We start from the raw sequence: 14,080 nt of genomic DNA on the forward strand, positions 1-14,080 counted from the left end.
TTGATTTGATCATTTGTTGTTTATTCTCATTAAATATATTGGAAAAGGACTGGCTTTTATTTAGCCAGTCCTTCCTATTATTCCTTATTAGATTCAATAGTCTCTATTCCATCGGTTTCTTTTGCGTTATCTCCATAAAAACGGAGTAAATCTCCATAGATAACTTCATCTGAATAATTCAATTCCTGCTTTGCTTTTTCCATATATGGTTCACAAACAGATTGATCTGTCGGCTCTCCTGTTTCTTTATCATAACAGACGCCTTTAGTGTAAATATTATTCTCAGTAATAAAGCTTCCATCTCTTAGCACTGTGAAGGACAATTTATCATCAGAGAAAACATCTGTCCCAAATTGAATTTGATCACTTGAGTCAACCCCAAGTAAGCTCATTATCGTTGGACGAATATCAATTTGTCCGGCTACTTTCGTAAATGTTTGAGGCTTTTTATCAGTTACTCCTGGAATATGAACAATAAATGGAACACGCTGTAATTGAATTGTCTCAAAAGGAGTAATTTCTCTTCCTAAAAACTTCTCCATCGCAACATTATGATTTTCCGAGATTCCATAATGATCACCATACAAAATAATTATTGAATTTTCATATACATCTGTATTCTTTAATTCTTCAAAGAAACGTTTAATTGCTTCATCCATATATCGAACAGTTGGAATATACTGATTTAATGTTTTACTATTAGAATCAAATTCATCAATTAAACGATCTTCTTCCCCTAATTCAAACGGAAAATGATTCGTTAGTGTAATTAATCTTGAATAGAACGGTTGTGGTAATTCATTGATATGGTTTACAGTTTGTTCCATAAAATCAATATCCTTTAAACCCCAACCAATTGAATTTTCTTCCGTTACTTCATAATCATTCACATCGAAAAAGCGGTCATAACCAAAGGCTTGGTACATTAGATCTCGATTCCAGAAACTTTTATTGTTCGCATGGAAAATCGAAGAGTAGTATCCATGTTCTTTTAAAATTTCAGGTGTAGCCGTGTATTCGTTATTACTATTTGTGAAGAAGACAGCTCCTCTTCCTAAAGGGTATAACGAGTTATCCACTAAAAATTCTGAGTCAGATGTTTTACCTTGACCAGTTTGGTGGTAAAAGTTCTCGAAGTAGTAACTTTCATTAATTAATTCATTAAGAAACGGAGTTATTTCTTCTCCATTTAATTTCTCATTAATAACAAAGCTTTGTAAGGATTCAAGTGATAATAGAATAACATTTCGATCCTTTGCGATTCCATAAAGATCCTCTTGAGGTTCTTTACGATTTGCATTCACGTAGTTCTCAATCTCAGTTAGACTATTACTATCTGCTAAAGCACGTTGTGCAGATGTTTTGGATTGTAATACCGCGTCATAAATATGGAAGTTAAAAACACTTATATTTTTCACAAGCATTTCGCGGTCAAATGAACGTGTTAAAAGCTGTGGACGTTCCGCTTCAGCTAATCCTAAGTTAAAAAAGAAAACGGAAGCAACTAAAAGGAAATAGGCTGATTTTTCTTTTTTCGTTAAAATAGAGGCAGTTCTGAATGAAGGTTTTCTTAATAACCAGTATAAAATGACAAGATCAACAAACATTAATAAATCAGTTGGTAAAAATAGGTTTGTAATACTGCTTCCTAAATCCCCCATGTTGCTTGTCTGAAATAATACCGGTATTGTTAAGAAATCATTAAAAAATCTGTAGAACACCATGTTTGCAAGTAAAAGCACTGTTACAAAGATACTTGCACCAAAAATGTAACGGTTTCTATTTTTTTCTTTCAAAAATAAACCAAAACCGAATAGTAGTAATAAAAAGCTTAACGGATTAATGAACAAGATAAACTCTTGTGCGAAATTTTCAATTTTAATATCAAAGCTAGTTTTATAGACAATATACGTTTTTACCCACAGAAATAACGTTGCTAAAAGTAAAAATGAGATTTTCGAAAAAGATTTCTTGCGCACTGCTACTACCTCCTCATCCCGCAGGACAATCACGCTTATCTCTATTATATTTTCCAAATATTAGGCAGATATTGACACTAAAACATATCTTAATACTTTCTTTACAAAAAATCAATGATTTTTAATACTGTCATTACAATAGCCTGATAGAATTATAATGTTAAGCTTATTCTCTATACCCTACTATTAGACGTTTCAAAACCTAAAAAGTTTCGTTTTAGAATAAATTTATAAAATTCAGAAAATAATTCATTTAACCCAAAGAGAATAGTAAAAGGAGCTCTCATTTTGAGCTCCTTTCTAAGGTTTCCCTGTTATGAATTTATTATGGGTACTATTATTTATTAAGGAGCTTTGTTTTCACCAGCCATGCCCCACCGATGACTCCTGCGTCATTACCAAGTGTTGCCACTGAGATAGAAGCTGCTTTTGCCGCACGAGGGAAAGCAAAACGTTTAAAGTAATGGTCCACTTTTGAAATTAAAAGATCACCTGCTTTAGACACACCTCCACCAATGACAATCTTTTCCGGATTTAGTCCATTTGCAATATTTGCTAAGACAAGTCCCAGTTGGAAAGTAACGTAATCAATTACTTCTTCAGCAAGGACATCTCCTTGAGCTACTGCCTCAAACACATCTCTAGAGCTTAAATCCGATTTAGTTCGGAGAATGCTCTCTTTATCAGAATTTTGCAACGTTTCGTTCGCTATTCTCACTATACCAGTTGCAGATGCGATCGTTTCAATACAGCCTGATTTTCCACATCCACACAAAGCTCCACCTTCAGGGACTACAGTAATATGTCCAATTTCTCCACCTGCTCCATTTACACCGTGAATGATTTCTCCATTTGAAATAAGCCCTCCACCTACACCTGTGCCAAGTGTCACACAAATTAGATCCTTAGCTCCATCTCCTGCTCCCTTCCACATTTCGCCGAGTGCAGCAATGTTAGCATCATTGTCAATAACAGCAGGTAATCCTGTTTCCAGTTCAATATGATCACGTAATGGGAAGTTTTCCCATCCAAGGTTTGGTGTTTCATAAATTAGACCCTTTTCTAAGTTAACAGGCCCAGGGGCCCCCATCCCAATTCCGCCAAGCTTAGCCTTAGTTAGTCCTAATTGTTCAAGTTTTGTATCAATTGCTTTTGCAATATCTGTTGTAATTGTTTTACCTGTCTTGTCAGTTGGAATTTCCCATTTTTCAACAATTTCACCATAATAATTAATAAATGCCATTTTAATTGTTGTTCCACCTAAATCAATGCCCACTAACCATTGTTCATTCATTCATTTCACCTTTTTCTACTATATTATATATACAAAAGCAAACGTTTACACATTTCTTCTTAAATGTACGTTGCTGGTATCATCTACATTCTTTTCTACCGTTTTAAACGTTGAATTTCTTGTCTTAAAAGAAGGATAGCCATTTGATATACCTTTGGTTCAATTAGACTAGATTTATACAATTGTTTTATTTCTTCCTCCATAAGCTCCAAATCAGCTATACGGTCACCTATGTATATGAACGTGCCGAACTTTTTTAACAGTTGTTGTACATCATAAATTGTATTCACATGATCACCTACTTACTTCTAATAAATCACTTTAGTACTACTATAAAGTATAAAGGAAAACAACAAAGCGTCAAGAACACGAAAAAAATAAAACTGATATTAGATTAATATATTTTTCTAAATTCACCTTAAACATATTTCAATATATTAAAATATTACCTCTTAGCAACAAAACCTTCCTCCATTTCTTACCAAACCCTATTATTGATGCATTTTTCTGAATAATTTATTTTTTCTAAAAAATATATTGTGTTTTCTATGATACAAGTTTAAAATAATGTTACTTATCGAATTACATATCGAGAGGGGATCCATAGCATGGTTACGTTTATTTTGTCAGTATTATTATTAATAGTTGGATATTTCATATACTCGAAGGTGGTTGAAAGAGTTTTTGGAATAGATGACAAACGAATTACTCCGGCCTATGCAAAAACAGATGGCCTTGATTATATGCCAATGAGCTGGTGGAAGGCATCCTTAATTCAACTTCTAAATATTGCTGGACTAGGTCCTATCTTTGGAGCTATTATGGGAGCTTTATATGGTCCTGTTGCATTTATCTGGATTGTTATTGGCTGTTTATTTGCTGGAGCTGTACATGATTATTTCTCAGGAATGCTTTCAATCAAACATGGAGGAGAGCAATATCCTACATTAGTTGGTCGGTATTTAGGCAAATCAGTAAAAACGATTATAAATATTATTTCAATCATCTTAATGATTTTAGTTGCAGCTGCGTTTACAGCAGGTCCTGCTCAGTTGGTTGAACAGCTCACTCCTTTAAGTTACTCGTCATCATTACTGCTTATCTTTGTTTATTTTGTCTTGGCAGCTGTACTACCAATAAACAAACTAATCGGAAAGATTTATCCTATTTTTGGCTTCATTTTAATTATAATGGCTGTATCTATCGGCATTGCATTATTTTTTATGGACAATTCCATACCAAATCTTACTTTTGAAAATTTACATCCAGGAGAAATCCCTGTATGGCCATTATTAATGGTGACAATATCATGTGGTGCAATTTCTGGCTTTCATAGTACACAAAGCCCGATATTGGCTCGTACACTTAAGAGAGAAAGTGATGGGAGAAAAGTGTTTTTCGGTGCCATGGTTGCCGAAGGAATTATCGCACTAATATGGGCAGCAGCTGGAATGACGTTCTTTGGAGGAACAGACGGACTTCAAGGTGCACTTGCAGAAGGTGGAACAGCCGGTGTTGTTAATGAGATTAGCAAAACAACATTAGGTCAATTTGGAGGAATATTAGCGATCCTGGGGGTTATCATTCTACCAATTACAACAGGAGATACAGCTTTACGTTCGTCTCGAATGATGCTTGTCGAATTATTAAGTAAGTTTGGAAATTTCGATTCAAAAATAAAAACATTACTTATGACGATTCCTGTAGTAGTTCCAACATATTTATTAACACAAATGGATTATACCTTCCTATGGCGTTATGTTGGATGGACAAACCAAGTTGTTGCAACTGTTATGTTATGGACAGCTGCAATGTATTTATTGAAAAACGGAAAATTTCACTGGATATCGACTGTTCCGGCGTTCTTTATGACTGCAGTAACAGGATCATATATCTTTTATGCCCCGGAAGGATTTCAACTTTCTTATCAGACATCAATGATTTGTGGGTTAATCATATTTTTAGCTGTATTTATTTGGTTCCTAACTCAACTGAAAAAGCATAAAGGAAAGCCTATTTCTATTGAAAAAGCAGCATAAACTAAAAGGCCAGCTCAATAATAATGAGCCGGCCTTTTAGTTTATTAATTACCTATCAGGATCCTGCGGATGTAAGAATGGCGGCCGTCTGTTTTTCAATGGCATTGGAGAGCGGAGTAATACATCCCGCATTCCTCGATAGTTGAATGGAATAAACGGATACAGGTAAGGAACATTAAATGATTTCATACGTGCAAGCATGATAATCCACCCTGTGATTCCCACGACAAAACCAATTACACCTAACCAAGCTGTAAAAATTAATAAAACGATTCGATAAATTCTATTAGCCAAGCTTAACTCATAACTAGGCGTTGCAAATGTACCGATTGCAGCAATTGCCAAATACAAAATGACTTCATTGGTCAGTAAACCAACCTCAACCGCTACTTGACCAACCATTAAGGCAGCAACCAGCCCCAAAGCAGTCGCTAAAGAAGATGGTGTATGAATAGCTGCCATCCTTAGGATGTCGATTCCCAACTCAATTAACAAAAATTGCACAAATAAAGGCACCTGTCCAGGATCTTCTATGCCGATATACTTTAGATTATCAGGTAGTAGTTCCTGATGTTTCGCCAACAAGTACCAAAGAGGTAAAAGGAAAATTGATGCCCAGACAGCTATAAATCGCACGATACGTAAATAAGCACCTACGATTGGTTTGTTCCGATATTCCTCAACATGTTGTAAATGGTGCCAGAATGTTGTTGGTGTAATGAGTGCACTAGGTGAACCATCTACAAAAACAATGACATGACCTTCATAAAGATGAGCTGCGGCAGTATCAGGTCTTTCTGTATACCTTACCATCGGATAAGGGTTAAAATGTCTTCCTGAAATAAATTCTTCAATCGTTTTTTCACCCATAGGAAGACCATCTGTATCAATTGCCTGCAAAGACTTCTTTAAGTCTTCTACATGTGATAAATCCGCGATGTCTTCTAAATAACAAACAACAACATCTGTTTTTGAACGTCTGCCCACCTGTAAATATTCCATTCTTAACGATCTGTCTCTCACTCGACGTCTAGTTAAAGCTGTATTAAATACAATGGTTTCAACGTAACCATCTCTTGAGCCACGAACAACACGTTCCATATCAGGCTCTTGAGGACCACGTACAGGGTATGTACGAGCATCAATTAAAATGATATGATCTATTCCATCAACAACAAGTGCAGTTGGCCCCGCTAACACTGTATGCACAACAGTATTTAAATCATTTGTTTTATCTATTTCCACATAAGGAACATACGTTTTAAGCAATTTCTCCAATGTATGTTCTTCAATCTGTTCTGGTGTTAGTTCAGATAAATATTTCATTAAATAATGAAGGATGTCATCCTTAACAAACCCGTCAACCATAAATAAAGCCATTCCACGCCCGGCATACTCAACATCTAATTGGATTACATCAAAACTTTTTTTGACTCCTAATCTCTCACTTAAATAAGCCGTATTGTCTTGTAAACTTTTTGTCGCTAATTTTTTTTCAACTTCATTAGACATATGTTTACTCCATTTCGTTTCCCAATTTGTTACTCATCTTTGACGAAATTTTGGTAAAACATACCTGTATATTTACTTTCTTACTTGTACACATAATTTCTGTGTGACCTACTAATTAACTTTCACTTTTTCATCTAGAGGTTAGGTAGAATAATGTTTTCTAGCCATAAAAGTAAAAGAAGGATAGCTCATTGAACTAATTGATATTCAATGACTTTCCTTCTTCTGCAAAGATACTTCTCATTCAGTTGTTATCATTTAAGTTGAAGATTGAACATATTCACTTAGCGGTTAATTCATCTTTTAATGCTTGGTATTGTTTGTTATTGGGATCATATTTTAATGCTTGATTTACCTCTTCTAATGCTTGATCATTATTTTGTTGATTCGCATATAAAATGGCCAAATTATAATGTGCCGGATGGTAGCTGTCATCATCTGAGATAATTTGCTGTAGGTAGTCAATTGCTTCATCATATTTTTGCAATTGGATAGCAGCTACCGAGAATAGAAACATTACATCATTAGTTTTGTAATCAGCAGAAACAGATTCATGTAAATAGTTATAAGCATCTTCAAACTTCTCATCTTGAATAAGCTCCTGTCCTTTTAATGCAACATATTCAGGGTATTGTTCCTCGGCTTGGTTCATACCAAATTGATACAATCCTAATAAGAGCACAAGCGACCCAATGATCCCAATTATTCTTAAAAAGACCTTTTTATGGTGAGGAAGCTGAACGATAAGTGCTGCCAAAAAGCCACCTATCAGTCCACCAATATGTCCTGCGTTATCTATATTTGGAATCACAAATCCTAAAGCTATATTAATCCCTACTACAATAAGTAAGTTAGAACCCATTGTTCTAAAGAAAACTTTTCGATTATAGACACCAAGAAATAATAATGCCCCAAAACATCCAAAAATAGCGCCTGATGCCCCAGCCGATACAAATGGACTAAAAGCAAAGCTGACTAGTGAACCTGAAACACCTGCAACTATATAAATGAATAAAAACTTCCATTTTCCATATGCTCTTTCAACAGCTGGACCTATGTAAAACAATGCAAAGCTATTCATAAGTAAATGTAAAAAACCAATATGTAAGATTATAGGTGAAACAAAACGCCACCATTCTCCTTCATAAATAAGAGGATTAAACTTTGCTCCAAATTGTATTAATGTTTCGGTATTGGTACTTCCACCATTAAGTTCTAATACGAGAAACATAAGAATTTGTATAGCAAGAAAGACATTTGTAAAGAATGGTTTCCCATTTTGGAATAACTTTCTTTCAGCATCCCTCAATTCCTTCTGATAACTACTAACCTTCTTTCGAATAACCTGAATATCTTCCTCATTGATCTCTTTATTAGAAAGAATTTCTTGAACATCTAAATGAATCGTCATGGCTTGTTGAATTTTTTCTAAACTTTCTTCAAGATTATCATTTCTCACCATCATTGACGTAATATCGATTTTCCCTTTATACCCTTCACTATATCCTTTAATAAAAACATCCGGATAATCGTCCACTGGTGCCAAAGGTGAAAAATAAATATTTAAAACCGTAAGTGGACCTCTTACACCACTTTTTAAAAGTTGTTCAAATCTCCTGCCAGATTGTTCAATATCTACTGCAAGTGTATTTCCCCAATCAACATCCGCTCTTCTTAGTCGAATAAGAGAAAATTGTTTCTTTCGATGAGGTTGAAGAACTATTTCGTTCCCATCTTGAGAAACCGCTATTATTGTAAAATTTTGTTCCACTACTAATTGATCAATAATTGACCAATAGACAAAATCTTGTTCAAACGCCATATCATCCGCTCCGTCATCTTTTTCTTTATTATATCAATTCCTCAAAATGTTTAGAAAGAAAACTGCCCTTTTTGCTCTTAATATGTAAAAAAGCTGACATCACAGTGAACGTCAGCTTACGATAAATATCAATGGAATGCACGATTTACAAAACGATCTCGAATGAACGGTATTCTCATCGATAAATTGATAAAATAGCTTCGCAACTGTGGATTACCTAACACAAAATTCACAATGCGATATCGATAACGATATAATGCAAATGAACCAGCCAATAGCACAATTAATCGTCTCATCATCATCCCTCCTCTTTATATCTTTAGTAGGAGAAGCAATTTTTATCCTTTTAATCTACAGAATAAGTAAGGATAAACATGTTGTTAAGACAATGGATAAGATATTGACGGCATCATTATCTAAAAAAGAAAATGAGTTTGTTTTTAAACCATGTTGTTGGCAATGTATATCTTTTTCAGTCACTTTATGACAAGCACTACATTTATATTTAACCTGGACAGTTTGACCTAGTATTGTATCGAAAATATTTCCTAGGAAACCAAACAAACCTATTACAAAAAGATTCCTCATTGATAAATCAAACATATAAACTGCTACTATTGCAATAAAACAAGCTCCCGCTATTGCTGCAAATGTACCTAAAATAGAAACAGCACCTGACGTACCTCGTTCCACCTTTTTTAATGTCAATAGCAGCCTTGGTTGACCTTTACTTAATGTTCCTATTTCGGATGCCCAAGTATCTGAATTTGCCGCAGCTAATGAAATGCTAAATAACACTGTATAGATAATCGAGTTACTGGTATCAACCAATGAAAAAACCGCTATAAAAGCGGGGACTCCACCATTGGCAAAAACTTGAATAATATCTCGCTGATCTTGCTTTTTTAACATATCCTGTAAAGAGTCTTTTCGTTTAGATTTTATTTTTCCCCACATATTTGATGTGACAAAAAAGCAGCCTAGTAAAAGCAGTCCTTCCCAGGAAAATCCAATATGAATTGCAGAGCCAACAAACATTGCCCCAATCATTCCGCTCTTAGTTAAGGTTTTTGATTTCCATGCCACAAAAGAAAGGAAAAGGATAAAAAGGATGCCCAATACCATCATTTACTTTACTTCTCCCAGTTCAGTAATTAGGTCCTTGACAGGTATATCATGAGGTTCTCTAGGAATAAGATTAAATAATTGAAAGGAAAATGCCAATGAAATGGTATAACCATGATAGCTCTTTAAGTAACGATCATAATACCCGCCACCATACCCAATTCGATACCCTTCCTGATCAAAGCAAATACCTGGAACGATCATAAGGTCAATATCTTCAGAATAAACGGGTGTTGTTTCACTTTCGATCGGCTCCTTTATGCCAAAAAATACGGTCTCAAGCTGCTGAAAGGAATCTATTTTCCGAAATATCATTGTATTTGATTTTGGATCACATTTAGGAACTACAACCTGTTTTTTTTCATGCCAAGCTTTTTCGATGATATTTGTTGTATCAACTTCTCTTCCACGAGATACGGTTACAGCAATTGTTTTAGCATTGGTCCAATTACGAAGTGAAAATAAGTGCTTATGTATTTTCGTGCAGCCTTTTGTAAAAGTATTTGTATTTAATTCCTCTAATTTGTTTTTTACCAGTTCCCTTAAATGGCTCTTTTCCAATTGAAAAGCCTCCTTTTTAGACTACAAAACAAAAAAACAGTAGGAATAAATATCCTACTGCTTACTTTGTTTCACGGTGTACTGTCATTTTTTTCTCTCTTGAGCAGTATTTTTTAAGCTCAAGACGATCTGGATTATTACGTTTATTCTTTTTAGAAATATAGTTACGTTCGCCACAATCAGTGCAAGCTAAAGTAATATTTACACGCATGTTTCTTTCCCTCCAAACATAAAAAACTATAAAACAAATCAGACTTTAATATAATACCATTATTAATTAACAAATTCCACATGTATTTTATTATTTTTAATTTTAACAGAATATTAATGGTCAACCACGCTGCTATATAGTGAGATTGTTTTTTCGATAATAGTTAACCATTGATATTCCTCCTTCATTGCCTGATTCCCGAAACATGCAATTTTCTCCATTTCCCTTGCATTCTCCAGGTAAAAATGTAACCTTTCTGCTAAATACACGCTTGAAACTTGATCAACGATTATCCCTCGCTGATCTCTTAATATTTCTTTTAACCCGCCAGTATTAAAAGCTATAACTGGTTTTGCTAAGGCCATTCCCTCTAAAGCAACAATACCAAAAGGTTCATACAAGCTTGGGATCACTAACATCTCACATTTAGATAGTAAAGTATTTCGTTCTTTCTCATTAAGAAAGCCAACAAAAATAACTTTTGACTCTAATCCGTGTATTTCTACAATCTTTTTTAGTTCTCTTTCATATGGACCACTGCCAGCTAACACAAGTTTTAAGGCTGGAAATTTGTGCTGGATCATTGAAAAGGCATCAACGAAAACCTGAAACCCCTTTTCTTTCACCATTCTACCTACCCCTAATAAAAATGGCTTTGTTATAAATGGAAATCTTTTTAAAGCTTCATCTTTACTCAAGAGCCTTTTCATATTTTCCAAAACAATGCCGTTTGGTATAACCGATATGGAAGCATATTGATCTACCATACGTTTTACCAATATGTTTTCCATATAATGACTACATACAATGATATGATCAGAGTGCAGCAGCAGTTGATCTTCATGTTTTACAATTTTATCTATGACTTTTCCGTTATTAAATTGCTTCCGTTCTTTTTCAGTTGAATGAAAAGTAGTAATAAAAGGTTTTCTTAGCACCTTCTTTATTTGATATGCTGTTATTGAAAAGAACCAATCATGAACATGAATAAGATCAAAATTCAAATGTAGATCTTGAAGAATAAATTGAGTAAATCGGAAATTTAAATTCATAAAATAATCTGGTAAGCCTTTTGATTGCTCTTGCCAAGGTAGCAAACGAAAAATGTGGATTCCATCTTCACTTATATACGATTCTTTTCCTGTGTGTGAGAGTGTCATGACTATAAATGTCACATTATACTCTGAGCCTGTTCGAACAAGGTCATTTACATGTCTGCCAAGCCCTCCAATCAACTGATCACCATATTCAGTTGTAAGAAGCAGTACAGTCTTAACATTAGGCATAAATAATTTATTCATATACTGTGTACCCGGAGAAAGAAGATAACCAATTACTATTAGTTAATACTTCCTTCCAATTATCATTGCTTGATTTTATAGTATTGTCAGAAATTATGATCGAGTTGGATTTTCTAATTGTAATCGTTTCGTTTTGAGAATTATGTACCACTAGTTCACAATAATAGTTGCCTTTTATTGGCGAAGGTAGATCTATTAATCCGCTACTTTCTGTTACATATAGCGTTACCATCTCTTTATTTTCTTTACCTCTATACAAATTAACTGTAATAATTAAATCACAGAAATCTTCACACAGAATCTCTGTAATAATGTTTTGTGTAGAAGAGATTACATTCCAAGTAATGATAATATGTTTTGGATATGGAACAATTTCAAGATAATCGACAGAAATAGAGGGCTGTTTACGTACTATATATTGTTCGACATTATCATAAAAACCAGAGCTCATATGTTACCTCTTCTTTCGTTATCATGTTTTCTTTATCTTAACATGATTAAATTGTATCAGTGGAATTTCACAAAAAAGAAATATCGTCAAAAAACTACAATTTCTACAAAATATCACTTCTTTCAGATGAGAATTTATGATATAAAGGTAGAGGGAAATAATCTAAGAAGGTGAAAAATATGACTATAATGATTATCATTTTGTTTATTATAAGCATTGCGCTTATCGGTATATCTTTCTTCCAACGCGACAATGTAAAAGAACTTCAACAGGAATTAGACCATCTTCAATTGTCTGCGATGCAAGAGATCTACAAGCTAAAAAAGAAAATGCGAGTTGTGGAAGAAGAGTTACTACAAAATGACGCTCCATTAAAAGAACAGAATAGCTCAATTCAAGATGAGGAAAAAGGAAACCCTTCACGTATACTTGCTAAGTATCGCCAAGGAATGTCTATTGAAGCTATTGCATTATCGGAGGCAACTTCTGTAGAAGAAGTGAAATTAATCGTTAATCAGAATGAGAGGGTATTAACATGAGTAAGAAAGGCTTTCAGGCATTTGCAGCAGGTATGATCGTAGCAACCTCTGTACTTGGTGGAACCTACCTTCTTTCAGGTAATCAACAAGCAGCAGAGGCTGGCACTGAACAAGAACTCTCTGAGAATGAAGTAGAAAAGTTCTTAACAAGCAAACAGCAAACAGCCATTTCAATTGATGAATATGAAGAATTACTTGCAACAAAGAATGCAGAGGTAACTGAAGAAGCTCCAAAAGAAAAAACTACTGATACTACACAAGCAACAGAAAAGACTGAAGAAAAAAAAGAGGAAGTCATAAAATATAATGTGACAATAAAAGCTGGAATGACTACAAGCGAAGTTTCGGATTTATTAGAACAAAATGGAATTATTTCTGACTCCTTTGAATTTGATCAGTACTTAATTAAAAATAACTATCATACGAAAGTGCAGTTAGGCACATTTGAGGTACAAAAAGGCATGTCGCATAACCAACTTGCAGAAGCTATCACAAGATAGACAAAAACAGCTAAGACACATCTTAGCTGTTTTTATTTTTAACTTATGAATTCAAATCATATCTCTGTCCTTTAATTAAATACAAAGTACTTTCAGATATATTTGTTGCATGATCTGCTGTCCTTTCAATGTAGCGGCAAATAAACGCTAGTTGAATGAGCTGTTGAAAACTATCTTTTTTAGTAGACATAAGGTCTAAAATCTCTCTAATCGTTTCCCCATATAATTCATCAACCTCATCATCCATATCAGCTACTTCCTTTGCTAATACAAGGTCCTCTTCATTAAATGCTTTAACAGAAAGCGATAGCATTTTTGACGCAATCTTGTGCATCTTCCTAATGCTTTCGATTGGTTTAACAAGAGGTTCGTCACCTATTCGAATAGTCGACTTAGCAATATTTACTGCAAAATCAGCCATTCTTTCGATATCGCTAGCTATCTTTATTGCTACAATTATTCTTCTTAAATCTGTCGCAACTGGTTGCTGTTTTGCGATTAATAAAATGGCTAAATCATTAATTTCTTCATCTAGGTCATCCACTCTATAATCATCTTCAATAATTTGAAGGGCTTCTTCTATATTTTGATTTTCCAATGCATCAATTGACTTACTAAGTGCCACTTCAGTAAGACTTCCAATTTCAATTAATTTATCTCTTAATCTTTTTTGGTCAATTTCAAACCGCTCTCTAATACTCATATTGATTCCCTCCTATGTACATACAATTATATATTCCCCATTA

The 14,080-nt window shown here is 34.2% G+C and carries 15 protein-coding genes; 3 read left to right on the top strand and 12 right to left on the bottom strand.

Annotated features, from left to right (window positions below):
- Nucleotides 1-77: 77 nt before the first annotated feature.
- The 3 genes from HWV59_RS19060 to HWV59_RS19070 all read right to left on the bottom strand — a co-directional run bounded on the left by HWV59_RS19060 (nucleotide 78) and on the right by HWV59_RS19070 (nucleotide 3,563).
- Entirely contained in the window at nucleotides 78-1,979 is a 1,902-nt protein-coding gene (locus HWV59_RS19060) for an LTA synthase family protein (RefSeq protein WP_102229401.1), read from the bottom strand.
- 337 nt (nucleotides 1,980-2,316) lie between these two features.
- Nucleotides 2,317-3,273, bottom strand: coding sequence for an ROK family glucokinase (locus HWV59_RS19065; RefSeq protein ID WP_102229402.1), 957 nt, complete (start codon nucleotides 3,271-3,273; stop codon nucleotides 2,317-2,319).
- Nucleotides 3,274-3,368: 95 nt separating this feature from the next.
- Nucleotides 3,369-3,563, bottom strand: coding sequence for a YqgQ family protein (locus HWV59_RS19070; RefSeq protein WP_102229403.1), 195 nt, complete (start codon nucleotides 3,561-3,563; stop codon nucleotides 3,369-3,371).
- Nucleotides 3,564-3,881: 318 nt separating this feature from the next.
- On the opposite strand from HWV59_RS19070, the gene HWV59_RS19075 reads away from it, so the two are divergent.
- A complete protein-coding gene (locus tag HWV59_RS19075) occupies nucleotides 3,882-5,312 on the top strand; it encodes a carbon starvation CstA family protein (protein ID WP_102229404.1) in 1,431 nt (476 codons plus the stop codon).
- A gap of 48 nt (nucleotides 5,313-5,360) precedes the next feature.
- On the opposite strand, the gene HWV59_RS19080 is transcribed toward HWV59_RS19075, so the two are convergent.
- The 8 genes from HWV59_RS19080 to HWV59_RS19115 all read right to left on the bottom strand — a co-directional run bounded on the left by HWV59_RS19080 (nucleotide 5,361) and on the right by HWV59_RS19115 (nucleotide 12,295).
- Entirely contained in the window at nucleotides 5,361-6,824 is a 1,464-nt protein-coding gene (locus HWV59_RS19080; protein WP_102229405.1) for a spore germination protein, read from the bottom strand.
- A 280-nt stretch (nucleotides 6,825-7,104) separates the two neighbouring features.
- Nucleotides 7,105-8,646, bottom strand: a complete 1,542-nt coding sequence (locus HWV59_RS19085; protein ID WP_175639772.1) for a rhomboid family intramembrane serine protease — start codon at nucleotides 8,644-8,646, stop codon at nucleotides 7,105-7,107.
- A 128-nt stretch (nucleotides 8,647-8,774) separates the two neighbouring features.
- A complete protein-coding gene (locus HWV59_RS19090; protein ID WP_175637773.1) occupies nucleotides 8,775-8,942 on the bottom strand; it encodes a hypothetical protein in 168 nt (55 codons plus the stop codon).
- A gap of 55 nt (nucleotides 8,943-8,997) precedes the next feature.
- Nucleotides 8,998-9,774 (bottom strand): DUF92 domain-containing protein, encoded by a 777-nt coding sequence (locus HWV59_RS19095; protein ID WP_175639773.1) that lies wholly within the window; start codon nucleotides 9,772-9,774, stop codon nucleotides 8,998-9,000.
- Nucleotides 9,775-10,332: a 5-formyltetrahydrofolate cyclo-ligase gene (locus HWV59_RS19100; RefSeq protein WP_175639774.1), complete on the bottom strand. Its 558-nt coding sequence runs from the start codon at nucleotides 10,330-10,332 to the stop codon at nucleotides 9,775-9,777.
- A 61-nt stretch (nucleotides 10,333-10,393) separates the two neighbouring features.
- The gene (rpmG, locus tag HWV59_RS19105) at nucleotides 10,394-10,543 is read right to left on the bottom strand and encodes a 50S ribosomal protein L33 (RefSeq protein WP_026558749.1); all 150 of its coding nucleotides are present in this window, start codon (nucleotides 10,541-10,543) and stop codon (nucleotides 10,394-10,396) included.
- Between the two features lie 113 nt (nucleotides 10,544-10,656).
- Nucleotides 10,657-11,844 (bottom strand): glycosyltransferase family 4 protein, encoded by a 1,188-nt coding sequence (locus tag HWV59_RS19110; protein WP_175639775.1) that lies wholly within the window; start codon nucleotides 11,842-11,844, stop codon nucleotides 10,657-10,659.
- Complete coding sequence (locus HWV59_RS19115) at nucleotides 11,837-12,295, bottom strand: hypothetical protein (protein ID WP_102229409.1); 459 nt, start codon at nucleotides 12,293-12,295, stop codon at nucleotides 11,837-11,839. The genes HWV59_RS19110 and HWV59_RS19115 overlap by 8 nt, the downstream gene beginning before the upstream one ends.
- Before the next feature lie 179 nt (nucleotides 12,296-12,474).
- On the opposite strand from HWV59_RS19115, the gene HWV59_RS19120 reads away from it, so the two are divergent.
- Both HWV59_RS19120 and HWV59_RS19125 read left to right on the top strand, forming a co-directional pair.
- Nucleotides 12,475-12,834, top strand: a complete 360-nt coding sequence (locus HWV59_RS19120; RefSeq protein WP_102229410.1) for a hypothetical protein — start codon at nucleotides 12,475-12,477, stop codon at nucleotides 12,832-12,834.
- Complete coding sequence (locus tag HWV59_RS19125) at nucleotides 12,831-13,334, top strand: endolytic transglycosylase MltG (protein ID WP_175639776.1); 504 nt, start codon at nucleotides 12,831-12,833, stop codon at nucleotides 13,332-13,334. The genes HWV59_RS19120 and HWV59_RS19125 overlap by 4 nt, the downstream gene beginning before the upstream one ends.
- A 43-nt stretch (nucleotides 13,335-13,377) precedes the next feature.
- Here HWV59_RS19125 and phoU read toward each other — a convergent pair whose 3' ends face one another.
- Nucleotides 13,378-14,037 (bottom strand): phosphate signaling complex protein PhoU, encoded by a 660-nt coding sequence (phoU, locus tag HWV59_RS19130; RefSeq protein ID WP_102229412.1) that lies wholly within the window; start codon nucleotides 14,035-14,037, stop codon nucleotides 13,378-13,380.
- Between the last annotated feature and the right edge of the window lie 43 nt (nucleotides 14,038-14,080).

This window comes from Metabacillus schmidteae (assembly GCF_903166545.1).
GTDB classification, from domain to species: domain Bacteria; phylum Bacillota; class Bacilli; order Bacillales; family Bacillaceae; genus Metabacillus; species Metabacillus schmidteae.